General features: G+C 42.0%; 22 protein-coding genes. 8 read left to right on the top strand and 14 right to left on the bottom strand.

Features of this window, described 5'->3' with window-relative positions; genetic code table 11:
• Positions 1-422, bottom strand: a 422-nt coding sequence (locus B2Y23_RS05375; protein WP_291369448.1) for a TorF family putative porin, incomplete at its 3' end; no start/stop codon positions are given.
• 380 nt (positions 423-802) lie between these two features.
• The gene (locus B2Y23_RS05370) at positions 803-1,573 is read right to left on the bottom strand and encodes a TorF family putative porin (RefSeq protein WP_291355844.1); all 771 of its coding nucleotides are present in this window, start codon (positions 1,571-1,573) and stop codon (positions 803-805) included.
• Positions 1,574-2,157: 584 nt separating this feature from the next.
• Between B2Y23_RS05370 and B2Y23_RS05365 the strand changes: the two genes are divergently transcribed.
• Complete coding sequence (locus B2Y23_RS05365) at positions 2,158-3,480, top strand: OprD family outer membrane porin (RefSeq protein WP_291369446.1); 1,323 nt, start codon at positions 2,158-2,160, stop codon at positions 3,478-3,480.
• Positions 3,481-3,567: 87 nt separating this feature from the next.
• On the opposite strand, the gene ppa is transcribed toward B2Y23_RS05365, so the two are convergent.
• Complete coding sequence (ppa, locus tag B2Y23_RS05360) at positions 3,568-4,104, bottom strand: inorganic diphosphatase (RefSeq protein WP_005233448.1); 537 nt, start codon at positions 4,102-4,104, stop codon at positions 3,568-3,570.
• Between the two features lie 123 nt (positions 4,105-4,227).
• Positions 4,228-4,629 (bottom strand): MAPEG family protein, encoded by a 402-nt coding sequence (locus B2Y23_RS05355; RefSeq protein ID WP_291355852.1) that lies wholly within the window; start codon positions 4,627-4,629, stop codon positions 4,228-4,230.
• A 105-nt stretch (positions 4,630-4,734) separates the two neighbouring features.
• Here B2Y23_RS05355 and B2Y23_RS05350 point away from each other — a divergent pair, with 105 nt between their 5' ends.
• Entirely contained in the window at positions 4,735-5,115 is a 381-nt protein-coding gene (locus tag B2Y23_RS05350; RefSeq protein ID WP_291355901.1) for a hypothetical protein, read from the top strand.
• 47 nt (positions 5,116-5,162) lie between these two features.
• Here B2Y23_RS05350 and B2Y23_RS05345 read toward each other — a convergent pair whose 3' ends face one another.
• From B2Y23_RS05345 to B2Y23_RS05320, 6 genes are all read right to left on the bottom strand, one after another.
• On the bottom strand, positions 5,163-6,839 hold the full coding sequence (locus tag B2Y23_RS05345) for an AMP-binding protein (protein ID WP_291355854.1): 1,677 nt from the start codon (positions 6,837-6,839) through the stop codon (positions 5,163-5,165).
• Between the two features lie 148 nt (positions 6,840-6,987).
• Positions 6,988-9,207, bottom strand: coding sequence for a DNA topoisomerase IV subunit A (gene parC / locus B2Y23_RS05340; RefSeq protein ID WP_291369444.1), 2,220 nt, complete (start codon positions 9,205-9,207; stop codon positions 6,988-6,990).
• Positions 9,208-9,371: 164 nt separating this feature from the next.
• Entirely contained in the window at positions 9,372-10,691 is a 1,320-nt protein-coding gene (locus B2Y23_RS05335; RefSeq protein ID WP_291369442.1) for an MFS transporter, read from the bottom strand.
• Between the two features lie 135 nt (positions 10,692-10,826).
• Complete coding sequence (locus B2Y23_RS05330; protein ID WP_086193105.1) at positions 10,827-11,471, bottom strand: trimeric intracellular cation channel family protein; 645 nt, start codon at positions 11,469-11,471, stop codon at positions 10,827-10,829.
• Between the two features lie 60 nt (positions 11,472-11,531).
• Complete coding sequence (locus tag B2Y23_RS05325; RefSeq protein ID WP_291369440.1) at positions 11,532-11,999, bottom strand: YchJ family protein; 468 nt, start codon at positions 11,997-11,999, stop codon at positions 11,532-11,534.
• 96 nt (positions 12,000-12,095) lie between these two features.
• Entirely contained in the window at positions 12,096-13,673 is a 1,578-nt protein-coding gene (locus B2Y23_RS05320; RefSeq protein ID WP_291369438.1) for a TerC family protein, read from the bottom strand.
• A gap of 341 nt (positions 13,674-14,014) precedes the next feature.
• On the opposite strand from B2Y23_RS05320, the gene B2Y23_RS05315 reads away from it, so the two are divergent.
• Positions 14,015-14,635: a TIGR00730 family Rossman fold protein gene (locus B2Y23_RS05315; protein WP_291355903.1), complete on the top strand. Its 621-nt coding sequence runs from the start codon at positions 14,015-14,017 to the stop codon at positions 14,633-14,635.
• 61 nt (positions 14,636-14,696) lie between these two features.
• On the opposite strand, the gene B2Y23_RS05310 is transcribed toward B2Y23_RS05315, so the two are convergent.
• A complete protein-coding gene (locus tag B2Y23_RS05310) occupies positions 14,697-15,665 on the bottom strand; it encodes a hypothetical protein (RefSeq protein WP_291369436.1) in 969 nt (322 codons plus the stop codon).
• A gap of 415 nt (positions 15,666-16,080) precedes the next feature.
• Between B2Y23_RS05310 and mdtD the strand changes: the two genes are divergently transcribed.
• The 5 genes from mdtD to B2Y23_RS05285 all read left to right on the top strand — a co-directional run bounded on the left by mdtD (position 16,081) and on the right by B2Y23_RS05285 (position 21,394).
• Positions 16,081-17,472, top strand: coding sequence for a multidrug transporter subunit MdtD (gene mdtD / locus B2Y23_RS05305; protein WP_291369434.1), 1,392 nt, complete (start codon positions 16,081-16,083; stop codon positions 17,470-17,472).
• 134 nt (positions 17,473-17,606) lie between these two features.
• Complete coding sequence (locus B2Y23_RS05300) at positions 17,607-18,338, top strand: GH25 family lysozyme (RefSeq protein ID WP_291369450.1); 732 nt, start codon at positions 17,607-17,609, stop codon at positions 18,336-18,338.
• A gap of 61 nt (positions 18,339-18,399) precedes the next feature.
• The gene (locus tag B2Y23_RS05295; RefSeq protein WP_291369433.1) at positions 18,400-19,425 is read left to right on the top strand and encodes an MBL fold metallo-hydrolase; all 1,026 of its coding nucleotides are present in this window, start codon (positions 18,400-18,402) and stop codon (positions 19,423-19,425) included.
• Positions 19,426-19,465: 40 nt separating this feature from the next.
• Positions 19,466-20,521, top strand: a complete 1,056-nt coding sequence (dinB, locus tag B2Y23_RS05290) for a DNA polymerase IV (protein ID WP_291355871.1) — start codon at positions 19,466-19,468, stop codon at positions 20,519-20,521.
• Between the two features lie 513 nt (positions 20,522-21,034).
• Complete coding sequence (locus B2Y23_RS05285; RefSeq protein ID WP_291355873.1) at positions 21,035-21,394, top strand: RidA family protein; 360 nt, start codon at positions 21,035-21,037, stop codon at positions 21,392-21,394.
• A gap of 43 nt (positions 21,395-21,437) precedes the next feature.
• Here B2Y23_RS05285 and B2Y23_RS05280 read toward each other — a convergent pair whose 3' ends face one another.
• From B2Y23_RS05280 to B2Y23_RS05270, 3 genes are all read right to left on the bottom strand, one after another.
• Positions 21,438-21,983 (bottom strand): DUF2726 domain-containing protein, encoded by a 546-nt coding sequence (locus B2Y23_RS05280; protein ID WP_291355875.1) that lies wholly within the window; start codon positions 21,981-21,983, stop codon positions 21,438-21,440.
• 348 nt (positions 21,984-22,331) lie between these two features.
• The gene (locus B2Y23_RS05275) at positions 22,332-24,740 is read right to left on the bottom strand and encodes a YgiQ family radical SAM protein (RefSeq protein ID WP_291355877.1); all 2,409 of its coding nucleotides are present in this window, start codon (positions 24,738-24,740) and stop codon (positions 22,332-22,334) included.
• Positions 24,741-24,918: 178 nt separating this feature from the next.
• Positions 24,919-26,121 (bottom strand): MFS transporter, encoded by a 1,203-nt coding sequence (locus tag B2Y23_RS05270; protein WP_291369431.1) that lies wholly within the window; start codon positions 26,119-26,121, stop codon positions 24,919-24,921.
• Positions 26,122-26,235 lie beyond the last annotated feature (114 nt).

Genomic DNA, 26,235 nt, shown 5'->3' with positions numbered 1-26,235 from the left:
CCCTTATAATTCAAGCCCAACATGGTTTCGAAACCATTTGCATCACTTGTACCTAAGTCATAATAATAATAATAAGTAAAACCGAGTGTATAGCCTAGATCTTCAGTGATTGCTCCTTTATAACCCGCATAAAAATCACTTTCAAAAGCATTATCGGGATTTAGTTCTGTAGGGTCGCCATAACCGAGTGTCGATCCCCAATAACCTGCGTAAAGACCGGAAGCATGGCTATAATCAAGTCCTCCTTGTAAGGCTAAATTTTTATCTTCCGGAGCATTGGTAATACCACGTAAGTTATAGCTTGAAAATACACCAATATTACCTGTAATGGTATGTTCTGATGCAGGTGCCTCTTCTGCGAAAGTAAATGTAGATGCTGCGCCTAATACAGCCAGAGATAATGCTTTTAAAGTTAATTTCATTGTTTGATTCCCCCACATCGTACTACGACGGTTTTTTTGGTTATTTCGATAAACTCAATGAGGTAATAGCAATTGCTATGCCAAAAGCAAAATAAGATCTCTACAAGTCATCCAGAATAAAAAATAAATAGATTTATCATTTTGTTTTTATTAAGTTTTAATTAATTCAAACAAACCTATCTGCAATACAGTTTATTCGCCGCCATAGCCAGTTTGCTCAGCATTAAAACTTATTTCAGCTTTAGAGCAAGATTCATATTTACTTACATCATGCCTCTTTTTAAGGCTATTTTTTCATCAGTTTTTTTCATTATGCATAAAAAAAGTGCACAATTTTGAAGCAAACCGTACACTTTAAATCATTTCAACTTGCAGCAAACTTAAAAACTAAAATTTAAGCCCAATACCACCTGATCATCAAAATCTGTATCAAAACGATCCTTGCCACCGACCACATAATCTACAGAAGCATTCGCTGCAGTATTGGCAATTTCTTTGCTTAAACCGATACGCGCTTCATTGAATGCGACATCATTTTTGGTTTCAATTACACTGTCATCACGGCTGCTATTATAAATAGACGCGCCTAACGATGTGTTTAACATAAAGTTTTGCGGTAAAGCATAACTATAAGCTGCGCTTAAATACACATCTCCTGCATTACTAAAAGAAGCATCTGTCAGCATTACAGCCGTACTTAAAGTTAAATCTTTATAAGCCAGTTCACCCAATACATCGAATGCAGCCGTTTTACGTTTATCGCCATTTTCGCCATATACCGTACCGCCATTTTGATAGTAATAAGCTGTCCCTTGAAGCCTATAGCTCCAGTCCTGATTTAACTCCTTGCCATACGCGACATAAAAATCATGTTCAAAACCATGATCTTTATTTTCATCAGAAGGATCATAACCGATGGTCGAGCCCCAGTATCCCAAGGTTATTCCGCTGTTATAAGCGTATTCAAGTCCAGCTTGTAGAGTGACATCTTCATTTTCCACACCACCACGGTAAATATATTTATTCACCACAGCAAAACTGCCTGTTAGCTCTCCATTTTCTGCTGCAGATGGATTTTCTTCAGCAAGTGCAGACATTGCACTCATAGAAAGTAGTAAAAATAACGCAATTTTGTGTGAAGTTTGCAGCATCACCACTCCTTAGAGAATCAGCTTGAGATTCTTGTTTAAAGATAAATTTAGCTGCGGATTCTAAAACTTTTTTATACTTTTTGGTCAATTTTTTTAAATCATTACTCCTTAGCTATCTTTTACTAAACACCAATTAAGTCGCTGAGCATTGAATTAAAATATATTTTTATATTGAAAAAAATTAGATGATACTTCCACAAATATGAGCATTTTTTAAAGTTTTAAACTCTTCCTTTACTTTTCTTCTGATCATTGATTAATCGGGGCGTTGAACACATATTAGACTAAAGTATAAAACAGCAAAGTTTCATCAAATGAAGCTTAAATTGAGGAATTCCACTCCCTATTTATGACCAGGATTACACAACACATCATTTATACTTTAAATATATTATTGTTTTATAAAATAATTTTAATAAACAGCAAATATTAAATATTTTTATTGACTAAAAGGTATAAAACTATATTAAAAAAATGTGTAACTTTAATTAAATAAAATGTATTAAAAAATGATTTTTTTGCTATACATTACGTATACAATTCCTTCAATTTCTTTATCCTGTTTTGTATAAGGCCTTCTCCCAATGCAAAAATCACAAAAACTTACTTTAGCAGTTTTAATTCAGGCTGCATTAATCTCAACAGCATATGCAAGTGAGCAAAGCGAATCTAAAGGCTTTATTGAAGATGCTAAAGGTTCTGTACTTTTCCGTACCGGTTATATCAATCGTGACAAGAAAGCACCTGGGGTCAAAGATCAAAGCTCTGCTGCACAATCTGCAATTGTGAAACTCGAGTCTGGTTTTACCCAGGGTGTGGTAGGTTTTGGTGTAAATGCGATAGGTGATGCTTCATTTAAACTGGGCGAAAACAAAAATGCGAATAATGGCATGATTCCTAAGCATGCACCGACTGCAGAAAATCCAAATGGTGACGCTTATGACCATTGGGCTCGTGGTGGTGCAAGTGTCAAAGCACGTGTTTCCAATACAACTGTTGAGTATGGTACTCAAGTATTAGATATCCCTGTTCTTGCAAGTAATACAGGCCGTATGGTTCCTGAATATTTCACCGGTGTGCTTGCAACTAGCCACGAAATTGAAAATTTGGAAGTTATTGCGGGTAAATTCACGAAGAACCAGTATTCAGATCAAATCAATTCAGATGGCAATGAATTAGACCGTGCTGTGGTTTGGGGTGCAAAATATAAATTTAATGACCAGCTTAATGCATCTTATTATGGTTTAGATAGCAAAAATGCTCTAGAACGTCATTACGTCAATGCCAACTATAAACAAACTTTGGCTAACGACAGCTCGCTCACTTATGATTTTAGTGGCTATCACACTAAATTCGATAAAAATGCATCAACCTATTCAGCAACAGGTGAAACTGCTGTTGATTATGCAGACACAGGCATTGCTGGTGTAGAAAAAACTAATAATATCTGGGCAATTTCAGGTACTTATAATACTGGCGCCCACAACGTCATGTTGGCTTACCAACAAAATACAGGCAATGTTGGTTATGATTATGGTGGCAATGCTGATGGTAATCAAAGTATTTATCTACCAAACTCTTACCTGTCTGACTTCGTTGGCAACCATGAGAAATCGGCACAAGTTCAATATACTTATGATTTTGGCGCAATGAATGTTCCGGGCTTAACCTGGACGACTGCTTATGTCTATGGTTGGGACATCAATGTTGCTGGTAAAACAGGTGAAGGTAAAGAAAATGAATTCTTTAACCAGGTGAAATACACTGTTCAAAGCGGTTTTGCCAAAGATGCCAGCTTACGTGTACGTAACTCAATTTACCGTGCTAACGATGTATATGACAATGCCTACATTGGCGACACCAACGAATGGCGTTTATTCTTAGATATTCCTGTGAAATTATTTTAATTCACAGTAAGTTTAAAAGATAAAAAAACCTGCACAATGTGCAGGTTTTTTTATTTAAGCATTTCAGGCTAAATTCGAAACAAACAATTATTTGTTTGCTTCTGCATAAGCTGCAATTGAGCTCAATACTTCTTGTTTTGCAACATCAGCACCTTCCCAACCACTTAACTTAACCCACTTACCTGGCTCTAAGTCTTTGTAGTGTTGGAAAAAGTGTTCAATTTGGCTGATCAAAAGCGGAGGAAGATCGGTATATTCCTGAACGTCTTTATAGATTGGTGTTAATTTATCGTGCGGTACTGCAACCAGTTTCGCATCAACACCACCATCATCTTCCATGTTCAATTTACCTACCGGACGGCAGCGAATCACTGAACCTGGTTCAACCGGGTGTGGAGTCACAACCAATACGTCAAGTGGGTCACCATCAAGTGACAAGGTGTTTGGCACATAACCGTAGTTTGCTGGGTAGAACATTGCAGTACCCATGAAACGGTCTACAAATAATGCATCAGAATCTTTATCGATTTCATATTTGATTGGTGCTGCATTTGCAGGAATTTCAATAATTACATAGATGTCGTTTGGTGCATCTTTACCCGCTGGGATATTGCTGTAGCTCATAGCATCACTCTTAAACAAGTTAAATCTTTTTAAACCGCGACGATTATAACGGTTTTTGCGTATTAAATAACTTTTCGATTATACATCTGCTGAGTGAAAATATGTATTTCCACAGTTTCAGGCTTATGTGGTTAATTTAATGACCAGTAGCAAGAGGCAAATCGGACAAAGTAAGGACAGGGTCCAGATAATCGAACGCAAAGTAGCCCAATTGGCTAAATAACAGATTCCGTAAAAAATACGGAGTAAAATATAGGCTATACCAAAAGTCATGATCAAGTTTTGAGAAACCACCATATATTCTGCCATTAAAATAGAGGCAATAAATAAAGGTAAACTTTCAAAACTATTTTGTTGTACCGCATTGGCACGGGCGGCCAAACCTGTAGTTTTAGTCAGAAATTCACGCGGGTTTTGATTATCTCGTGCTTTAAAACCTGCTGTTTTTTTCGCAATTGCGGTAAAAACATAAGGCAATAAACATGCGATTAAGATGAGATAGATTATTCCGCTAATGCTGTGCATCTCATTTTTCTCATTAAGATTTTATACTGCCTATCATAGCATGGTGTTTTCGCAATATTTTTTGTAAATTATAGTGTTTTTATAAATGAGCAATAAGGGTCCATGATGGTCAATCCTGATCAAGAAAAACTGTTTGATGTACTCGAAAAGCAGCGTCAGCATCAACGTAAAGTGGATCGTGTACTCAAAGTTGTATTGCCTATCGTTGCGTTCTTGGTGGCTACCATTTGTGCCAATATGAATGCCGGGTCTATGTTAGGTACTCTAGTCATCTTAATTGTGGCTTTGTGGATGGTTACGATTAAACGCCAGCCTTTATGGTATTGGTTAGGCACCATTTTTATCTATTGCCTGATCGACAACTATTTCAGCTATGGCAGCTTGTATTTACCCGGTTTCAGTCGTCAATTTGGCACCATGTTCAGCTTTGTCGGTATTTTTGGCATCGCCCGTCCTTATATTGACCGATGGCTGTTAAAAGATTAAAGCCCAAATAAAAAAGCGCCGATCACGGCGCTTTTTTATTGCAGTATTTATGCAGTTTTACGCAAGTCTTTACGCAAGATTTTACCTACGTTCGATTTTGGTAATTCATCCATAAATTCAACATAACGTGGGCGTTTATAGCCTGTTAAGTTTTCTTTAGCGAAAGCAAGTACTTCTTCAGTGGTAAGTGATGGATCTTTCTTCACCACAAACAGTTTAGGTACTTCACCTGATTTTTCATCAGGTACACCAATCGCAGCAACTTCCAACACTTTAGGGTGTTTAGAAATGACTTCTTCAATTTCTGAAGGATAAACGTTAAAGCCAGACACCAAGATCATATCTTTTTTACGATCGACAATCTTGATATAACCGCGAGCATCCATGATGCCGATATCACCGGTACGGAAGAAACCGTTGATCATGACTTTTTCAGTTTCGTCTGGACGGTTCCAGTAGCCTTTCATGACTTGCGGACCACGAATCGAGATTTCGCCCTGCTCGCCAAGTGGCACTTCATTGCCGTCATCATCCAGAATTGCAACTTCAGTTAACGGTAACGGAATACCAATAGTGCCGCTAAATTCAGTTGATTGTGGTGGATTCGCTGTAGCAACCGGTGAAGTTTCAGATAAACCGTAACCTTCAATAATATTGGTACCGGTAATTTTCTTCCATGCTTCAGCAGTAGAAGGCAATACTGCCATACCGCCGCCCATCGCCATTTTCAATTTGCTATGGTCAAGCTGTCTAAATTCTTCATTGTTTACCAATGCATTAAACAGGGTATTTACTGCCGGGAAGAATGATGGCTGGTATTTACGTAGCTCTTTCATTACCGCAGGCAAGTCACGCGGGTTTGGAATAAGAACGTTCGCCTGACCTTTATACATGCCATACAACGCACACACCATGAATGCAAAGATGTGATAAAGCGGTAAGGCACAGAAAATGCGGTCGTCCGGCTGCCCATCTTGAGCACCAAATTTACTTTGGAAAATACCGTCACACTGCAACATGTTCGCAACCAGGTTACGGTGAGTCAGTTCAGCACCTTTAGAAACACCCGTAGTACCACCGGTATATTGCAATACTGCTGTATCACTTAAAGTCAGGTTTGGACGCTTATAATTGCTTGCGCTGACTTTAGACATTGCTGCGTTAAAACGGATATGTCCTGGAATATTCCAAGCCGGAATTTGCTTACGTACTGAACGTAAAACAAAGTTCACCAATGTCCCTTTTAAGGCGCCTAGCATATCACCCACAGAAGCAACGACAACGTGCTTCACTGGAGTCTTACCAATAATTGCTTGGTAAACTGTTGCAAAGTTTTCAACAATAACAAGTACTTCTGAACCTGAATCATTTAATTGATGCTCAAGTTCACGAGAAGTATAAAGCGGGTTTACGTTTACAAGTACTAGACCTGCGCGGAAAATCCCCAACGCCACGACAGGATATTGAAGCACGTTTGGCATCATTACAGCCACACGTGTACCTTTTGCCAACCCCAAACTTTGTAAATACGTTGCAAATTTACGACTTGCTTCTTCCAACTCATTGAAAGTGAGCACTTTATCCATAAAAATAAAGGCGTCACGTGAGCCAAATTTCTGGAAGTTGCGCTCAAATACATCCACTAATGAGGTATTTTCAGCCGGTAATTCTACAGTTTCTGGAATCCCTGTCTTTTGGTATTCAGCGAACCAAATCTTTTCCATAATGCCTATTACTCCAATCTTAATCCTTAGTTTTTAAACTGTTTTTGTCTTTGTTGAACCTAGTTTTTTCCTTTTATGGTGTTCAACAAAGCATCCATTTGCACGAATTACACCATATATAGCGTATTTCATATCATGGATGCTAGTTTTATCTTTGAATGAACAGTTTATTTGCTTTTTGATATCCTCGTGGTAAGAGCTGACCTTTCCCCCCTCTCTTACCAATATATTTCTGAAGATCATCACCTTTTAGTTTTAATTGTTGCTGTCCAGCAACCACTTGAATTATTTCATCTAAATTAAGCATTGTCATGGATACAATTTGATCTTTTGCTTCGAGTTGTATCAATTTATTACCTTTACCTTTATTCAGACTTGGTAATTCTGACAACTCGACCACCAGCATACGACCGGCTGAACTGAGCAAAGCCACATGGGTGGCCTGTTCAATCGCTTGCAATTGCATCGCTTTGCCATCTTCCGGCACAGTCAGGAAAGATTTACCTGCTTTGGCATTGGTATCCAGTTGTTTCGCCTGGGTTTTGAAACCATAACCTTTAGAACTCAAGGCCAAAACTTCCGTATCATCCTCGGCAATAAATACCTGAATGAAACCCACACCGCTGGCTGGAGCCAGTTTGGAACTCAACGGTTCGCCCAGACCACGTGCCGATGGCAAACTGTTAATCGCCAGTGCATAACTGCGCCCGGTTTCATCCAGCACATATACTTTCTGGTTGGATTTACCTTGCGCATGACTTAAATATTGGTCACCGGCACGGAAATTCAGGTTTTCGGCATCCACCTCATGGCCTTTGGCTGAGCGGATCCAGCCCGCTTCAGACAATACTACCGTTACAGGATCGGCCGGTAACATGTCCTGTTCATTGATCGCCTGGGCATCGGCACGGCGCACGATTGGCGAACGACGGTCATCGCCGAACTTTTTCGCATCGTCTTTGAGTTCAGTGATAATCAGGTTTTTTAAAGATTCCGGATTGGCCAGCTGTTCACGAATAATGGCCGCGCGTGCTTCCAGCTCTTCCTGTTCACGGCGCATTTCCATTTCTTCAAGACGTGCCAAATGACGTAACTTGAGTTCTAAAATGGCTTCGGCCTGAATTTCATCAATATTGAAATGTGACATCAACACCGGTTTCGGCTGATCTTCTTCACGGATAATCCGAATCACTTCATCAATATTTAAATAGGCAATAATCAAACCGGCAAGGATATGCAGACGCTTTTCTATTTTATTTAAATGGTATTGCAGACGGCGTGTTACGGTATTTTTACGGATTTCAATCCATTCCAGCAAAATGCGGCGAATCGATTTCACTTGCGGACGCCCATCAGCACCAATCATGTTCATGTTGACACGATAGCTGGATTCCAGATCAGTCGTCGCAAATAAATGACTCATTACCGCTTCGGCATCAATGCGATTGGAACGCAGCACAATCACCAACCGGGTCGGATTCTTATGATCCGATTCATCGCGTAGATCACTGACCAAGGGTAATTTTTTCGCCTGCATTTGATCGGCGATCTGGGTAATCACTTTGGAACCCGACACCTGATACGGTAAATCCGTAATCACGATTTCATTTCTTTCTATTTTATAGACCGCACGCATACGGTAACTGCCACGTCCTGTAGTCTGTATTTTAAGCAGTTCTTCAGGGGCAGTAATAATTTCGGCTTTGGTCGGCAAGTCTGGGGCTGGAATATATTCCGCCACTTTTTCATCGGACAGGTTCGGATTGCGGATCAGGGCAATGGTGCCTTTCACCACTTCACGCAAGTTATGCGGTGGAATATCGGTCGCCATCCCCACAGCAATGCCTGTGGTTCCGTTCAATAAGATGTTCGGTACGCGCGCAGGCAAATTCACCGGCTCTTTCATTGAACCATCGAAGTTGTCCTGCCAGTCACAGGTGCCCTGCCCAAGTTCAGACAAGAGCACTTCACTATATTGCGACAGTTTGGCTTCGGTATAACGCATGGCCGCGAAGGATTTTGGATCATCCGGCGAACCCCAGTTACCTTGACCTTCAATAAAAGGATAACGATAGCTAAATGGCTGAGCCATCAGCACCATGGCTTCATAACAGGCAGAATCACCATGTGGATGGTACTTACCCAGTACATCACCTACGGTACGGGCAGATTTTTTCGGCTTGCCGCTATGCTTTAAACCCAATTCACTCATCGCATAGACAATGCGGCGCTGTACTGGTTTTAAACCGTCACTGATATGCGGCAATGCACGATCCATAATCACGTACATGGCATAGTTAAGATAAGCTTGTTCAGTAAATTCGGCTACGGAACGATTTTCTGTCGCATGATGCACAAGGCTGGTCATAAAAGCGTGAAATCCTAAATAATTCGTTTTTGTATATACGTTGTTATGCTATGTCGCAGGTGCAGACTACACAAGGGCAGTAACCCACACTCTGCGACAAATTGTGTCTTATGGACTAAAAATATCCATTTTATAATGACCAATCAACTAAAAAATCGGCAATTCTATAAACCAATCGACTCTAAGGTTTTACCTTTGGTTTCTTCGCCCAGCAGCAGAATGATCAATGCCACTGCAACTAAAACAGCAGTAAACATGATAAACACATAGCTGAAGCCATGATCGAGCACCATGATATGGGTCACTGCAAATGGCGCAAAAATTCCACCAATACGACCAATAGCCGCAGCCCAGCCCGAACCAAAGGCACGAATATTGGCTGGATACTGTTCTGGTGTGTATGTATAGAGTACACCCCAAGCCCCGAGGTTAAAGAAGGACATCAAGCAGCCCCATACTACAATTTGGGTCACATTGTCCGCTTGACCGAAGAAATAGGCAGACACTGCACACATAGCAATGAAACCGGCCAAGGTTGCCTTACGTCCCAGTTTTTCCACCAGCCATGCCGCAGCAATATAACCTGGCAACTGTGCCAGAATCATCACCAGTACATACTCAAAAGACTTCACAATGGTATAGCCTCCTTTGACCAGCAAACTTGGCAGCCAGGTAAAAATCCCATAATAGGAAAATACGATACCGAACCAGATCAGCCACAGCATCAGGGTACGGCGGGCAAAGATGCCAGACCAGAGCTGTGAGAAACTAATGTCATGCTTTTCAGCCACGGGTTTGACTTCAAAAATTTCAATCACTTCCACGCCACATTGTGCTTCAATCTTTTTGACTAAAGCATGCGCTTCTTTATGTCGACCCCGGTTAATGAGGTATGGTACGGATTCCGGCACCATTTTCCAGATTACGAAGGCATATAGCGCAGGAATACCGCCAATCAGAAAAGCGGTATGCCAGCCAAAATCTGGAATAATAAAACGCGAAACCAGTGCTGCAACCAGCCAGCCCAAACCCCAGAAACTTTCCAGCAATACAATAAAGCGGCCACGGACATGTGCTGGAATATATTCACTCACTAGCGTTACCGCCACAGGCAACTGACCACCCAATCCAAGCCCCACAATAAAACGGAACACCAGCAACCAGGTCAGGTTTGGCGCAAAAGCACAGGCTGCTGTTGCCAGGCTATAAATCACCAGGGTTGAGGCAAAAACCGTTTTACGCCCCCAGCGATCTGCAAGACCGCCTGAACATACCGCACCAATCGCCATACCAATAAAACCGATGGAAACCACCCAGCTTTTATCATCCGGCGTCATGGCCCAGTCTTCTGCCATTTTTGCCAGAATAAAGGAAATCAATCCGGTATCCATGGCATCGAACATCCAGCCCAGACCAATCACCCAGAGCAAGGTATAGTGAAACTTACCAATCGGTAAACGCTGTATACGTGAGACTAAATCCATAACAAGATCTCTGATTTGGTAAAAGAATAGATGCTGCTTTCCCAACAGGATTTATGATTTTATTGATTTTTATACACTCATTTAAAGATCATGACCGCTCATTTCATCGGTCATTGATCCTTTTAAAGCAATATTCTATGAGGCATCTTTGGAAGATGCAGACTGGTCATCATCATCTTTATAAATAAATTTTGGCATTTCCAGACCGAAATAGATGGCAATACAGCGTAAAGAAAAACCGAAGATTAAAGTCGAAATGACGGTCACTTCCAGAGAGAAACCAATCTCTTGGCAGACCCAATAACAGATGACGGAAACAAAAGAAATACTGGCATACAGTTCACGACGGAACACCAAAGGCACATCGTTACACAGAATATCACGCAGAATACCGCCAGAAACTCCAGTTAATACGCCAGCTACCGCAGAGACCACAAAGCCATGCCCCATTTCCAAGGCAATCTGACAACCAATCACGGTAAAGCCAATCAGCCCCATGGCATCCAGTATCAAGAAGATCGAGCGTAAATGGCGCATCCATTTGGCAATCAGAATGGTGACAAAGGCCGCAGCACAGGTTAGCACCAAATATTCAGGGTGTTTGACCCAGGTCAGCGGATAATGTCCGAGCAATACATCGCGAACTGAACCGCCACCAAGTGCCGTCACGCATGCGATTAGCGTTACACCAAACCAATCCATACTACGCCGACCTGCCGACAGTGCGCCTGTCATAGCTTCAGCCGTAATCGCAATAATATAAATGACCAATAGCAACATTGCCCTTCTTCCACTGAGGGTAATCGATGCGCGATATTCTAAGGCAAATCTGGATGAAAGTTACAAAAATTGCGCACAACATTGCTTAAATTTTTTCCCCAAACCACAAATGCAAGGCTGTTTCATAGTGATATGCAGATCTGTGGTCGGATCCAGAAAATACCAAATTCCATTTTGCTGGACAAAATGTGAAATTTCATGATGAATCTGGACCTGTTGACCATCATGGTAATGTGCCTTGAATTCCACCTGAGCATGACATTTGTCCAGTTTCTCCTGAGCTTGAACCACTTCCAACTTGAGCCACTGATTGGCTTTACTCCAGTCGGCAAGAGCTGCCACATCCAGTGCCTGTTGCTGCCCTAATGCAGTGGTTTTCACAATATAGTCAATTTCATGCTTGGCAAAGGCACTATAACGTGAACGCATCAACTGTTCTGCACTTTGCGCCTTGGCTTGCCCCAAATGTAGCGGCTGGCAACAATTGGCGTAATCACCTCGACCACATGGACACTTTGCTTCTGACATCAATTTTTCCAACTTAAATTAATAATAAAAATAGCCCGACATTGCGGGCTATTTTAATTCAATCTTGATGTTTAAAGAGCATCTGCGAGGATGAAATTAATCTTCAGCCACATCTGGATTGAGCGGGATGATATGGACCTTATCAATTTTATGACCGTCCATAGTGACCACTTCGAAGATATAATTGTCCGCTTCCAGTTTAGCCCCACTTTCCGGCAAACGTCCCAGATGGAACAGGATATAACCGGACAGGGTTGAATACTGCTCGGACTCATCTACCAGGTCGCTATCTAAAAGCAAGGACACATGACGGATATCGGTCGAACCTTCCAGGATTAAAGTCCCATCTTCCAGACTCTCTGCAGCCGTTTCAAATTCATCTTCATCCGGGAATTCACCGGCAATGGCTTCCAGCACATCAATCGGAGTAGCCACCCCTTCAATCGAACCGTATTCATTCAGTACAATCGCCATTTGTAGCGGTGCCTGACGCAATTGTTCCATCACCATCAATACCTGGGCATTTTCATGCACAATCACCGGCTCACGCAAATGACCTTCAAAATTCAGTTTTCCGGTTTCGATGTATTCGTTCATGACTTTATGGGTCAGCACCACACCGGCAATATTGTCCAGCTCACCATGCGCCACAATCAAACGTGAATGAGTGGTGCTTAATAACTGTTCTTTAATAGAGCTTTCATCTTCATCCAGATCAATCCACTCCAGTTCCGGACGCGGGGTCATCACCGATTTTACTGGGCGCTCAGAAAGACCCAGCACACCTTGCACCATCACACTATGATACATTCCGTTGTCTTCATCAAAGACTTCATCGGCAAAGGCACGGGTCGCCAGCACATCTTCAGCTTCATTGTTTTGCGATTCGCTTTTACCACCCAGCATACGCATAACCGCAGAAGCTGTGCGATAACGTAAGTCTGTCGTTGTAACCATACGTTCCTGATTACGGCGCATGGTCTGGTTGATAAATTCTACCACCACAGAGAAACCAATTGCGGCGTATAGATAACCTTTAGGAATATGGAAACCGAAACCTTCCACAATCAGTGAAAAACCGATCATCATCAGGAAGCCAAGGCACAGAATCACTACGGTCGGATGTCTGTTCACAAAGCTCATCAGTGGTTTGGATGCCCATAACATGATGCCGACTGCAATCACTACGGCAATCATCATCACCGACAGGTCTTTGACCATGCCCACTGCAGTAATCACGCTATCTAAAGAGAATACCGCGTCGAGCACCACAATCTGAACGATTACCATCCAGAATGCAGCATGCACCGGGTTTTCTTCTTTCTGCGGTTGGGCGCCTTCTATGCGCTCATGTAACTCCATGGTGCCTTTAAATAAAAGAAATACACCACCAAACAGCAGAATCAGGTCACGACCGGAAAAAGGATGATCCAGAACATGGAACAGTGGCTGGGTCAAGGTCACGACCCAGGCAATGGAAGCCAGTAAAATTAAGCGCATACCCAAGGCTAGGAGCAACCCGACGATACGACCGGCATTACGCTGTTCTGGAGGCAGTTTTTCCGCCAAAATGGCAATAAAAACCAGGTTGTCGATACCCAGTACAATCTCTAAAACCACTAAAGTTGCCAATCCAATCCATGCTGATGGATCTGACATCCACTCAAAGATCATTGGATGTTCTCCTGTACAGGATGATGAAGGACTGATTTTAGAAGGTTCATATTAAAATCGCTGAATATGCGATGAACAGCATGCTGGATATTTTTTGCGAAAGCATTAAAGTGCTCAGAGCGAGGACAACCACTACCCATGTTAATTCATTTGTTGGAAAACAGATTTTTAGTATAGCAAGATGAAGTAGAAATTCATCTTTTTTTCCTTATCGTGCTCTTTTCATTCATGCAATTTCAACAAATCTTTGCAAATCCATTTTGTCACTGCCCCAACTTTGTCATATTTAACAGTTAAGCTAGAGACTGAAAAAATAAAATGCTATGGTAAAAAATATAATGATGAACAGTGTATTAAAAATGACTCCCAAACATAACAATCCTACTCCCAAAACAACTCAACCTTTAATTGCACTCTACTGTGGTTCACGTTCAGGCAATAAACCGATTTATCAGGAAAAAGCTGTGGCTTTGGCTCAAACACTTGCAGACCTGGGTTTCGGCATGGTCTATGGTGGTGCCAGTATTGGCCTGATGGGACAAGTGGCAGATGCCGTCAGACAACGTGGTGGTGAAACGGTCGGGGTGATTCCTGAATTCATGCTGGATTATGAAATTGCGCATCATCAGCTGACCGAATTACACATTGTACAAAGCATGCATGAACGCAAAGCCATGATGGCTGAGCGGGCCAGTGCTTTTGTCGCCTTACCCGGTGGTTTAGGCACTTTTGAGGAAATTCTGGAAATTGCCACCTGGGGACAACTGAATCAGCACCAAAAACCGATGATGCTGTACAACGTGAATGGCTTTTATGATGCCCTGATAACCCAGCTGGATCACGCGGTCAGTGAAGGTTTTTTACCGCCGCAGCATCGGGCCAAACTGATTGTCTGCAATCATGCCGATCAAATTATCACGGCCATTAAAAATCTGAGTGCACCCAAACACTTTGCCATTTAAGCCAAATTCTACCTTTAAAAAAGCGAGCCCTGAGCTCGCTTTTTTGATTGCTCGAGTTACTTTATAAATTTGAAATAAAATTATAGAACCAAGGCAAAGTGGTGGCGAGCACAATACTCATGATCAAACCCACCATCAGCTTCATGGCATCTTTACTGACGTTACGTGAAGTGCGGTATTTATTGACTTCCGCCAGATGCATCGACATGGCAAATTCACGACCTGCAAGCAGCCCCAAGAACACCCAGGTGGTACTCATTGGAATATTGCTCCACTCTTTAAACACCAATAAAATCAAGGCATAAATAAAGTCGATAATGGTCGCGGAACGAATATCGGCCACACCGGTTTTGGTGTCAATAATTTTCTGGATTGCCCCACCGCGTTGGTAGAAAATCATACCCAAAAGAATGATAAACACCAGAATCGCAAAAATTAAAAATTCCAGCGGAACCTGACGCGGCACATAGACAAAAATATTTGCCAGATCCTGAATCAGCCACTGGCTCCACAGAAATGCTGTAGAGACCCATTGCAAGCCAATCCAGATATGTGAGGGTTTATGGTCTCGGGTTTTACTGAAATAAACCGAAATACCTTTAATCACAAAGCGATAGACAATGATGGCAACCACAAATGCCACGGCGTAGCCCATCATCGATTTGGTCAGCATCGACCCCAGACTGCTCGGTGAAAAAATGGTGAGAACTAAAAATGTGGTACTGACCGGAATGCCATATTTAGTTAAAAGAATCAGCAATATAGGCGGAACAACGTACAGCCAGGTAATTCCGCCTTCAGGAAAAGGAATAGTTTCCAGACGACCATAAGACGCATCCCCCACCCCTGAAACCCACCAGCCATAGAGCAAAACCACTGTTAAAATACTGCTGGTATACAGCCACAGGATCCACCAGGGACGATGGGCATTGGATGAAATAAAGGTGCCCAAGGTTTGGGGCACATCGTTTCCGACAATTGAATAAGCGGCCAAACAAAAGCCTACAATCATCAAAATTTCAATTGTCATAAAAACAAAACCTTTTTCACCTATAAAAAAACCACCCAGCAGTGCCGGAGATTGCGTAAGATTATGACAGTTTTATGGCACTTTAATGACATTCGCGTAACAGGATTTTGTTAAAGCGGCTAAAAATTTAGTTAAGTGATTTTTTTATCTACATTTTTAATTTTAAAATTGTTTAATTTAAAGGCGACCTATTCTGAGCCAGAAACCCTGGAGTAAGCTGCGAATACTTCATTTGAGCTGATAGATATTTTATTTATTTTAATTTTCAACTATTTTATTGGCTTAATATTACCCACTCAGAAGACTTTAATTTCTGGGTCAATTTCAGTTTTCAGCAATTGATCGCACAAATTTTTCTTACAACATCTTGAACTGATTGCTTTAAACTCTGTAAAAAAATCACTTTAATATTTTTATGAACGCCACTCCTTCGCATCAAGCCCTACAACCTGAATTCCGACTGCTGATTCTGTTGGTATCGATCGGTTTTTTTATGCAAGGTTTGGACACCACCATTGTTAATACCGCAATTCCAGCCATGGCAGCCAATCTGGCTGAAGATCCGCTACAGATGCATAGCGTGATTGTGGCTTATGTGCTTTCGGTAGCAGCCTGTATTCCTTTAAGCGGATGGCTGGCCGACCGTTTTGGCGTGCGCAATACCTACTTTGCCGCCATTATTATTTTTACTCTGGCCTCACTGGGCTGCGGACTGTCCAGCAGTTTAAACCAGCTGCTCTTTTATCGGGTCATTCAGGGAATTGGCGGGGCATTGTTACTTCCTGTAGGCCGGCTGGCCATGCTGAAAGTCATTCCACGCACCCAGTTTTTATCTGCCATGAGCCTGATGAGCCTGGCCGGCCTGATGGGCCCCTTGATCGGTCCAACCTTGGGCGGCTGGATGGTAGAAGTAACCACATGGCACTGGATTTTTTTAATCAATATTCCCATGGGGCTCTTAGGTTGTCTGATTACCTTTAAAGCCATGCCCAATGTGACCGAGCCCAGCGTCAAGCAATTTGATTTTTCAGGTTTCATCTTACTGGTGGTTGCCATGGTTGGGCTTTCACTGGGGATTGAAAACTTTGCCAGTCCGCATCAACCGTTATGGTGGAGTATTGGGCTGGTAATTGCGGGTGTAGTGGCCGCTATTATGTACGCCGTTCATGCGCATACACATCATAATGCGCTGTTCCGGAGCACGTTATTTAGCAATAAAATTTATGCTATCGGCATTATCGGTAATTTTTTTGCCCGCTTAGGCGGCAACGCCATGCCTTTTTTAATTCCGCTGATGTTGCAGGTCGCCTTTGGCTTTGAGCCATTTATTACCGGTCTGTTGATGATTCCGACTGTGCTTGGCTCGCTCGCTTCCAAGCCGATTATTCGCCAGATTATTCAACGCTTTGGTTATCGTAAAGTATTGCTGGTAAATACCTTATTGGTCGGTGCCTGTATTGCCAGTTTTGCCCTGAGCACCGCGGATACCCCACTCTGGTTAAGAACCCTACATTTCTTTATTTTCGGCATGCTGAATTCTTTGCAGTTTGTTTCCATGAATACCCTGACCTTAAAGGATTTGCCGCAACAGGATGCCAGTAGCGGCAACAGCTTTCTGTCGATGATCATGATGGTGTCGATGAGTATTGGCGTGGCTTTGGCCGGAACCCTGGTCAATGTCTTTACCGCCTATTTCGGTAGCGAACAGATCGTGACGGCTTTTCACAGTACACTGATTTTCCTGGGCTGCATTAACCTGATTACCGCAGCCATTTTCTGGCAAATTCCACGCCACACACCCGTTTAGTCAGATGGCAGCAGAAACAACGTGGTCTGAAGGTTCAGATCGCGTTATCATGTGTTTGATAAATCATGATTAAATTATCTATGTCTAATAAACGATTCGCCAAAAACAGTCATCAAAAACTCTACGCTTCTTGCATGGGTTTGGGACTGATTTGTGCTGCAATCGTATTGTATGTTTTTGTCTTGCATCATAATCCTGCTTCGGCACAGGAATATCCGGTCAAAGGTTTTGATGTATCGCATCATCAGGGCGATATTCAATGGAAACAGATTTCCCCGAAAAGCTATCAATTTGTCTATTTGAAAGCGACCGAAGGTGGTGATTTTAAAGATCGAAAATTTCAGGACTATTGGCTACAGGCACGTGAACATGGCTTGTTGGTCGGGGCTTATCATTTTTACCGTTTATGCCGTGATGGCGAAATTCAGGCACAAAATTTTATTGAAACCGTACCCAATAAAGCCGATGCCTTGCCACCAGTGATTGATCTGGAATATGACAGTAACTGTATCAATACCTATACCAAAGAACAATTACTGAAAGAAATACAGGTCATGCATGACCGGCTGTATCGGCATTATGGCAAGCAACCGATTTTCTATATTTCTAAATCATTCTATAACATTATTTTGGCGGGAGAATTTTCAAAAACACCGCTCTGGGTCCGTGAATATCAAGGCAAGCCAGATTTAAAAGGCAAGCCGAAATGGCTGTTCTGGCAACATACCAATCAGGGACAAATTAAAGGTATTCCTAAAGAAGTGGACTTGAATGTGTTTAATGGTGATCAATATGACTGGATCAGTTTTCTAGAAAAAAATAATATTGATACTCAAAAATCGATTGAAAAATTACCGAAAAAATAACAAGATAAATTTAAACCTTTCACCACAATAAAAATAAAAACTGCATAAAAATGGGAAGATGATGGCAATTCAAAAAGGATTTTGGCTAGCATTGGGCATTGGCATACTTGTTCTGGTGGCTGCTGTGGTTTTGCTCTTGCAACCTTCAGGTCAGGTATCGGATTTTAAAAAATGGCAATATCAGTTATCTGCAAAACAGGTTCCCTCTTCAAGTCTACAGGTCAAGTTCTTTGGCGTGTCCACCCTGCTTTTCGATGATGGTAAAACACAAATTTTAATTGATGGATTCTTTAGCCGTCCTTCGCTTTACCAGGTGCTGTTTCAGAACATTCAAAGTCAGCCTGAACTCATCCGGCAGATGATTCAGCGACAACATTTGCAGCGCACTCATGCCATTTTAGTCACGCATTCACATTATGATCATGCGCTGGATATTGCTGAACTTGCAAGACAGCTTCCGCAGAGTAAAATTATTGGCTCTAAAAGTAGTCTCAATATTGCCCGTGGCGGACAGGTTGCAGAACAGCAACTCATTCAGGTTCAACCCTTGTACGCCCTAAGTTTTGGCGAGTTTAAAGTTACTGCGATTGCTTCACAACATACCCCACCCACTGTCGTGAACAATGACTTAGGTGAGGAAATTAAACGGCCACTGCAACTTCCTGCCCGTTTTTCTGAATTTAAGGAAGGACATAGCTTTGATTATTTAATTGAACATCAAGGCCATAAAATTTTAGTCAAAGCCAGTACCGGTGCTGTTCCGGATCAGCTGAAAAATTTAAAGGTCGATACTTTATTTTTAGGTATTGCCCAGCTTTCCCGCCAATCAGAACAATTTCAGCAAAACTATCTCGATCAAACCCTAAGAGCCTTAAAGCCGAAAGTAGTCATACCGATTCATTGGGATAACTTTTTCCAAGCCGGGAATCAGCCGCTAGAGTTTTTACCGTACCTGGCAGATAATACCGAGCAAAGTTTAAAAATCCTCATTCAGGCAGCCGAGCAACAACACACCCGGCTGGTTTTACTCAGTCAACCTGTGTCGTATCCACTTGATCTTGCACTACAATCTAATTCATCAAAATGAGAGACTAAATCCAGATGCGAGCAGCAAAATTTAGGACTGCATGAGAAAAATCATTCACATCGATATGGATGCCTTTTTTGCATCTGTGGAACTGAAAGACCGGCCGGAGTTAAAGCATTTGCCGGTGGTCGTGTCTTCACATCACCCACGGGCCGTGATTTGTGCAGCGTCCTACCCTGCGCGCGAGTTTGGCTTACGCTCTGCCATGTCGATGGCACAAGGCCGCAAGCTTTGCCCACACGTGGTCGTGATTGAACCCAATTTTGAAAAATATCGTGACATCTCTGTGCAGATTCATCAGATATTTCAGCGTTATACGCTGCTCATTGAACCCTTGTCTTTAGATGAAGCCTATCTGGATGTCACTGAAAACCTGCAAAATATTCCGAGTGCCACAGAAGTTGCCATGCGGATACGGGAAGATATTTTCCAAATGACAGGTTTAACAGCCTCTGCCGGAGTGGCGCCAAATAAATTTTTAGCCAAAATTGCTTCAGACTGGAACAAACCGAATGGCATTTGTGTGATTAAGCCCTCACAGGTGCAGCAGTTTATTCAGGATTTACCGCTCAAGAAAATTCCCGGTGTAGGAAAAGTGATGCAAGAAAAGCTCAAGCTGCTGCAATTGCAAACACTGGGAGATTTACAAAAAATTGAACAAAATGTACTGGTTCAACAGTTTGGAAAATATGGCAAGCGACTCTTTCTGTATGCCCAAGGCATTGATGAGCGACCTGTACAAGTTGAACGTGAACGCCAGCAAATTTCCAAGGAAACCACCTTTGATGATGACCTGACTTTAATTCAATGCCAGAGCTATTGGCCTAGGCTTATTGATCAGGTCTGGAGCAGTTTGGAGAGAAAACAACTCTGTGCACGTGGCGTTTCAGCCAAGCTCAAGTTAAAAAATTTTCAGGTCTTACAACACAGCAAGAGTTTCAGGCAGCCTTTGCAAAATCGGCAGCAACTAGAGCAGGTATTACAGCAACTGTTGATTGAAATGCATATTCCAGAACATTTTCAGTTCCGCTTAATTGGCGTTGGACTGTACCAGCTTTCGGATCAGCAAGATCAGTCTCAGCTTTCCCTTTGGTAATATTTTGAATATTTTTCAACCAAAAGAATAAAATTAGAGCAATTAATGATACACAAACATTATTTTTGCGGTACTCTATAGCCGCGATGCATTTATCCATGCAAGCGCTGAGATGCTAAAAATCACCTTTACTTTTAGCATGCTGTCCTGTGATTGGCGTGACGATCAAATCCGAATATTACAGGGCAACTCTGTGTTGAACCGCATGGTCCCTCGCTCTCGCATCTCTTCTGCACATATCTCTATAAATTCCTAAAAACAGCATATTTCCTACTGCACTGAAGCATTTTATACAGGCTGCTCACGATCACTCCGATTTGCTACGTTATGTTCTGTTGGTCTCTGTTATTTTAAAAATCTCTGCTATGGGAACGATAGCCCAACAATAACTGCGCGATGAGTCATTTACGCTAAGGGCTCATGGCATTATGATGTTGTCATCTTATTGGCTGCAGGCTGTGTACCCCGCATAGGGCTCGCAGCAATTATGCCGAAAAATACAGGACTCATATTATGGCAGTACAACGTCTGCATGTTGAAAAGCGTTTTTCTGAAATTGCCATTTCAGGCAACTTAGTACATTTAGCGGGTCAATTGGCTTCCGATACTACGCTAGATATTAAAGGTCAAACCCGACAAACTCTGAACATTATTGATCGCTTGCTGGCAGATGCAGGTACAGATAAAAGCCAGATTATGTCTGTCACTATTTACTTAAAAGATATTGAAAATGACTATACGGCAATGAATGAAATCTGGGATGCTTGGGTGGCTGATATTGAAGCTCTGCCTCGTACTTGTGTCGAAGCCAAGCTTTATGCCCCTGATGTGCTGGTAGAAATGACGGTAATTGCGGTACGTGCATCAAGTTAAAAAACTAGAAAATAAGCATGAAGTTATTCATGCTTATAATGATTTAACCTAACATTCGGATTTTCTTGCGACCCAAATCTGGATAAAAATCATACTTTTTTATTGAAGCTTCTGTTAACTGATCAAGCTGAGAATAAGCAGGCTTTTCAATTAAAAAGTCTTGTCTCAATTGAAAATATTCCGGTACATCTTCATAGCGAATTACCCGATACCCGGCCATCGCCAACAATGCATCCTGATATTGGGCATTTTGCGGGTGTCTTAACGCCATCGGATCATCCAGTGCAATAATGGCAGTAACCTGATGGTGTTCATCCAGAATTACAAAATCTGCCACCATATTGCGATATTTATGGCGCGTACGACTGTATTTGGTCGTCAACAAAGCATCAAATGAAACATGAGCCAACACGGTACTGTGCGGCAGTATTTCTTTGAGGCGTGTAAATGTTAGCTGTTCACTAATATTAAAAATAGCTCTTTGTTTTAAAGCACTATCTTGCTGTTTGGTACTGCTTTCCAGACTTTTCCAAGCCTTCAGTAAAACGCCAAACAGAAGTAAACTTCCGACCAAAATATAAATTATCATCCTCTTAATCCTTTAAATTTTTATAGTCTTTCCGGTGTCACACCGATGATTGTTATGAAATTCAGTATACAACGATTATTTTTATTAAATATTTCAAGTAAACAAACTGCATTTAATCATGACGAAATCATCATAAATGCTGACATAAAGTTGCACTGATTTTATTTTTACATCTATGCCTAGATTTAATCCCTCATCAGACACAAAAGTACTGTATCGCAAGGCGCAGTAAGGATGCAAGATTACTTTCTAATATTGTCCTACAATTCCGACGAGCTGTTTTGATTACATGCTATTTAACTCAATAATAAAAAAAGGACGCCTAAGCATCCTTTTTTTACTTTTAAATCAAGCTCTTGATTTCGATTTAGATCTGTTTTTAGATTTAGGACCAGCAAATGGGCGTTTCTCGCCGGTTTCGCGTGGTGGTAAGCCAGTATGTTGGGTCAAGATCTGGCCTTTTTGAGGACGATTATTACCATTTGTATTCGCAACATTACGTGATTGATTACGTGCAGTATTTTCACCGGTACGTTTTGCAGAATCCCCCGCCAAGGTCGAGTTTTTCTTGCGTGCCGACTGATATTGTCCTTCTGTGCCTTGTGGCTGGTAGCTCGGAATCAAATGCTGTTTAGAATTACCAATCAAATCCTGACGCCCCATTTCTTTCAAAGCTTCACGTAACATTGGCCAGTTATTTGGATCATGGTAACGCAAGAAAGCCTTATGCAAGCGACGACGCTTCTCACCTTTGACAATATCGACATTTTCAGTATAACGCGCCACTTTCGCCAGCGGGTTTTTACCGGTGTAATACATGGTCGTTGCGGTTGCCATCGGTGATGGGTAGAAGGTTTGTACCTGATCGGCACGGAAACCATTCTTCTTCAACCAAATAGCCAGGTTCATCATGTCGTAGTCCGTGGTACCCGGATGCGCAGCGATGAAGTAAGGAATCAGATACTGTTCCTTGCCTGCTTCTTTACTGTAACGATCAAACATTTGCTTGAAGCGGTCATACGTACCAATACCCGGCTTCATCATTTTATTGAGCGGACCTTTTTCGGTATGCTCTGGCGCAATTTTTAAGTAACCACCCACATGATGGGTTACAAGTTCTTTGACATATTCAGGGTTTAAAACCGCAAGATCATAACGTAGGCCTGAACCAATCAGAATCTTTTTAATGCCCGGCAACGAACGCGCTTTACGATACAACTGCGTCAATGGCGCATGATCGGTATGCAAGTTCTGACATACGCCCGGGAATACGCACGATGGTTTACGACAGTTTTTTTCAATCTCAGGATCTTTACAGGCCAAACGGTACATGTTGGCTGTTGGACCACCTAAATCGGAGATAATTCCAGTAAAGCCCGGAGCCGTATCACGAATTTTTTCCACTTCACGTAAGATAGATTCTTCAGAACGGTTCTGAATAATACGACCTTCATGTTCGGTAATTGAACAGAATGTACAACCACCGAAACAGCCACGCATGATATTCACCGAGAACTTAATCATGTCAAAAGCTGGGAAACGTGCATTGCCATACGATGGATGTGGCAGACGTGCATATGGCAGGTCAAATACATAATCCATTTCTTCGGTCGTGAGCGGAATTGGCGGTGCATTCAGCCATACATCACGTTCACCATGCTTTTGGACTAAAGCACGAGCATTACCCGGGTTGGTTTCAAGATGTAAAATACGGTTGGCATGTGCATACAGTACCGGATCATTCGCGACTTCTTCAAATGCAGGCAAACGAATCACCGCCAATTCACGCGGCGGTAATTTATGTTTAATCGCTTTAGATGCAGGTTGTAGCTGTACAATTTGCGTATCGGCATCCAGCAGATCGCCTTCACGGACAATCGGATTGCTCACAATTTCTTTTTGGAAATTTTGATATTGAGTTAAAGAATTACCTTTGTCTTTTTCAATTTCACAGCCATCCAAATCCTCAGTCATCACATAAGGATTGATGATTGGATCGACACGGCCAATCGCATCGACATCATTGGATGCAATTTCAACAAATTTGGCTTTAGATGCACGGTTATGTTTATTGACGATAAATGCCGTACCACGTACATCGGTGATATCCGTAATTTTTTCGCCCTTGGCCAAACGGTGCATCACTTCAGTAATTGAACGTTCACCATTACCATACATCAACAAGTCGGCTTTAGAATCCATCAAGACTGAACGACGGACTTTATCTGACCAATAATCATAATGCGCAATACGACGTAACGATGCTTCAATACCGCCGAGCAATACCGGCACATCTGGATAAGCTTCACGAACACGCTGGCAATATACAGTGGCTGCACGGTCAGGGCGTTTATTCGGTACATTGTCTGGAGAATAAGCATCGTCAGAACGGATTTTACGATCTGCGGTATAACGGTTGATCATGGAGTCCATATTCCCTGCCGTTACACCCCAGGCAATATTTGGTTTACCCAATACGCGGAACGCATCCACGCTGGTCCAGTCCGGCTGAGCAATAATCCCGACACGGAAACCCTGAGCTTCTAGCGTGCGGCCAATAATGCCTGAACAGAAAGAGGGATGGTCGATATAGGCATCGCCACAGACCAAAATAAAGTCACAGCTGTCCCAGCCGAGTTGATCCATCTCCTCGCGTGACATCGGCAAAAATGGCGCAGGTTCAAAACAAGACGCCCAATATTTGTCGTAATCAAACAACGCTTTTGGCGCAGTCTGCATGGTATAAGCAGTAGACATGGCTAGCAATTCTCGGCTGGCAGATGATAGGAGATCTAAAAATAAGATCAAAGATGAAAGCCGAGCATTTTAGCATGAATTTGACTCAGCTTGCTTGATTATAATTTGTACAAAACCAGGGAGTTAATTTATTCTAAATAAAAATCACTTTCGACATTGCTGAACCTAGAATATCTGGCTAATTTGCAATGCGATGTTTGAGTTTCAAGGTTAAAAGTAAACCCAATCCTAAAACCAGACTGATAAAGCAGGTTAAACCGGTCCAGCCCAATTTCTCCCAAACCAAACCACTACTACTTCCCATTATGCTGGAACCTATGTAGTAGCAAAATAAATATAAAGATGAACCCACAGCCCGATACTGTAACGACTGTAAGGAAACCCAGCTACTGCAAGTTGAATGACCCGCAAAGAACGAAAAAGTAAAAATAAGCAGCCCCAATAAAACCATGACTATGGAAGGAATCAACATGATCCATAAACCTAGCAGCATGCTCAGTAACATCAGCGGTAAAACTTTGTCACGTCCAAATTTCCGACTCCAGCTAGCAGCACGAGGTGAACTATAAATTCCAGCCAAATAAGCAATTGAGATTAAACCAATCCAGATTTGTGACAGTTGAAAAGGCTTCTCCAGCAAGTGATAACTGATATAGTTAAATACGCTGACAAAGCAGCCCATCAAGATAAATCCTTGAACAAATAAAATGCGCAATTTAGGATCGGATAAATTCTTAATAAAGGATTCTTTAAAACGTGAAAACTGAATGGGATAAGCTTGGAAATGTTTTGAAGCAGGTAAAATCAAATAAAAGGTAATCGCAATGACCAGATTTAACAGTCCAAGGGTTAAAGTCGCGCTCTGCCAGGAAATAAAATCAACCAGAACCCCTGCAATTAAACGTCCACCCATGCCGCCAATGGCAGTACCTGAAATATACAGTCCCATCGCAAAACCAATATCCTTTGGTGCGATTTCTTCTCCTATATAAGTCATCGCTACAGCAGCCACACCGCTGACTGTCAGCCCAATGAGTACCCGGGTAGTTAAGAATACTTCCCAAACCGGAACCAGTGAGCTCAAAATAAGTAAGCCAGATGCCAAAAATAACGAGCAAACCATAATTGGGCGACGCCCAAAGCGATCCGAAATTAATCCTATAAATAACAACCCCATAGCCAAGGCAACGGTTGATACAGAAAGTGGAAAACTGCTTTGAGTTGGACTTACCGCAAAATATTGTGATAATAGAGGCATCATCGGCTGTATACAGTACAGGGATGAAAAAATAGCAAAGCCTGCTAGAAACAAGGAGAACAGCACTGCTTTAAAAGCAGGAGAACCATATTCAATATGATTTGAAGATGAATTTGAGGACATATCCACTCCTTTCCACTCCTTAGATGAGTCCAGTATACGCCTCAAGATCTGTTTTTATATGATGATTCAGTCTAAATAAACAGCAGATAAAAAATCCCCCACATAAAAAAACAC

Source organism: Acinetobacter sp. UBA5934, assembly GCF_002430855.1.
GTDB lineage: Bacteria > Pseudomonadota > Gammaproteobacteria > Pseudomonadales > Moraxellaceae > Acinetobacter.
This window is presented reverse-complemented; position numbering and strand designations above follow the sequence as displayed.

Bases quoted from the DNA above. Each gene is read 5' to 3' on its own strand.
- B2Y23_RS05310 (WP_291369436.1), bottom strand. From the start codon at position 15,665: ATGACAATTGAAATTTTGATGATTGTAGGCTTTTGTTTGGCCGCTTAT.
- B2Y23_RS05270 (WP_291369431.1), bottom strand. From the start codon at position 26,121: ATGTCCTCAAATTCATCTTCAAATCATATTGAATATGGTTCTCCTGCT.
- B2Y23_RS05295 (WP_291369433.1), top strand. From the start codon at position 18,400: ATGGCAATTCAAAAAGGATTTTGGCTAGCATTGGGCATTGGCATACTT.
- B2Y23_RS05335 (WP_291369442.1), bottom strand. From the start codon at position 10,691: ATGGATTTAGTCTCACGTATACAGCGTTTACCGATTGGTAAGTTTCAC.
- B2Y23_RS05345 (WP_291355854.1), bottom strand. From the start codon at position 6,839: ATGGAAAAGATTTGGTTCGCTGAATACCAAAAGACAGGGATTCCAGAA.
- B2Y23_RS05315 (WP_291355903.1), top strand. From the start codon at position 14,015: ATGAACAGTGTATTAAAAATGACTCCCAAACATAACAATCCTACTCCC.
- B2Y23_RS05300 (WP_291369450.1), top strand. From the start codon at position 17,607: ATGGGTTTGGGACTGATTTGTGCTGCAATCGTATTGTATGTTTTTGTC.
- B2Y23_RS05330 (WP_086193105.1), bottom strand. From the start codon at position 11,471: ATGTTGCTATTGGTCATTTATATTATTGCGATTACGGCTGAAGCTATG.
- B2Y23_RS05280 (WP_291355875.1), bottom strand. From the start codon at position 21,983: ATGATAATTTATATTTTGGTCGGAAGTTTACTTCTGTTTGGCGTTTTA.
- B2Y23_RS05350 (WP_291355901.1), top strand. From the start codon at position 4,735: ATGGTCAATCCTGATCAAGAAAAACTGTTTGATGTACTCGAAAAGCAG.
- mdtD (WP_291369434.1), top strand. From the start codon at position 16,081: ATGAACGCCACTCCTTCGCATCAAGCCCTACAACCTGAATTCCGACTG.
- B2Y23_RS05365 (WP_291369446.1), top strand. From the start codon at position 2,158: ATGCAAAAATCACAAAAACTTACTTTAGCAGTTTTAATTCAGGCTGCA.
- B2Y23_RS05285 (WP_291355873.1), top strand. From the start codon at position 21,035: ATGGCAGTACAACGTCTGCATGTTGAAAAGCGTTTTTCTGAAATTGCC.
- parC (WP_291369444.1), bottom strand. From the start codon at position 9,207: ATGACCAGCCTTGTGCATCATGCGACAGAAAATCGTTCCGTAGCCGAA.
- B2Y23_RS05320 (WP_291369438.1), bottom strand. From the start codon at position 13,673: ATGATCTTTGAGTGGATGTCAGATCCATCAGCATGGATTGGATTGGCA.
- B2Y23_RS05275 (WP_291355877.1), bottom strand. From the start codon at position 24,740: ATGTCTACTGCTTATACCATGCAGACTGCGCCAAAAGCGTTGTTTGAT.
- B2Y23_RS05355 (WP_291355852.1), bottom strand. From the start codon at position 4,629: ATGCACAGCATTAGCGGAATAATCTATCTCATCTTAATCGCATGTTTA.
- ppa (WP_005233448.1), bottom strand. From the start codon at position 4,104: ATGAGCTACAGCAATATCCCAGCGGGTAAAGATGCACCAAACGACATC.
- B2Y23_RS05325 (WP_291369440.1), bottom strand. From the start codon at position 11,999: ATGTCAGAAGCAAAGTGTCCATGTGGTCGAGGTGATTACGCCAATTGT.
- dinB (WP_291355871.1), top strand. From the start codon at position 19,466: ATGAGAAAAATCATTCACATCGATATGGATGCCTTTTTTGCATCTGTG.
- B2Y23_RS05370 (WP_291355844.1), bottom strand. From the start codon at position 1,573: ATGCTGCAAACTTCACACAAAATTGCGTTATTTTTACTACTTTCTATG.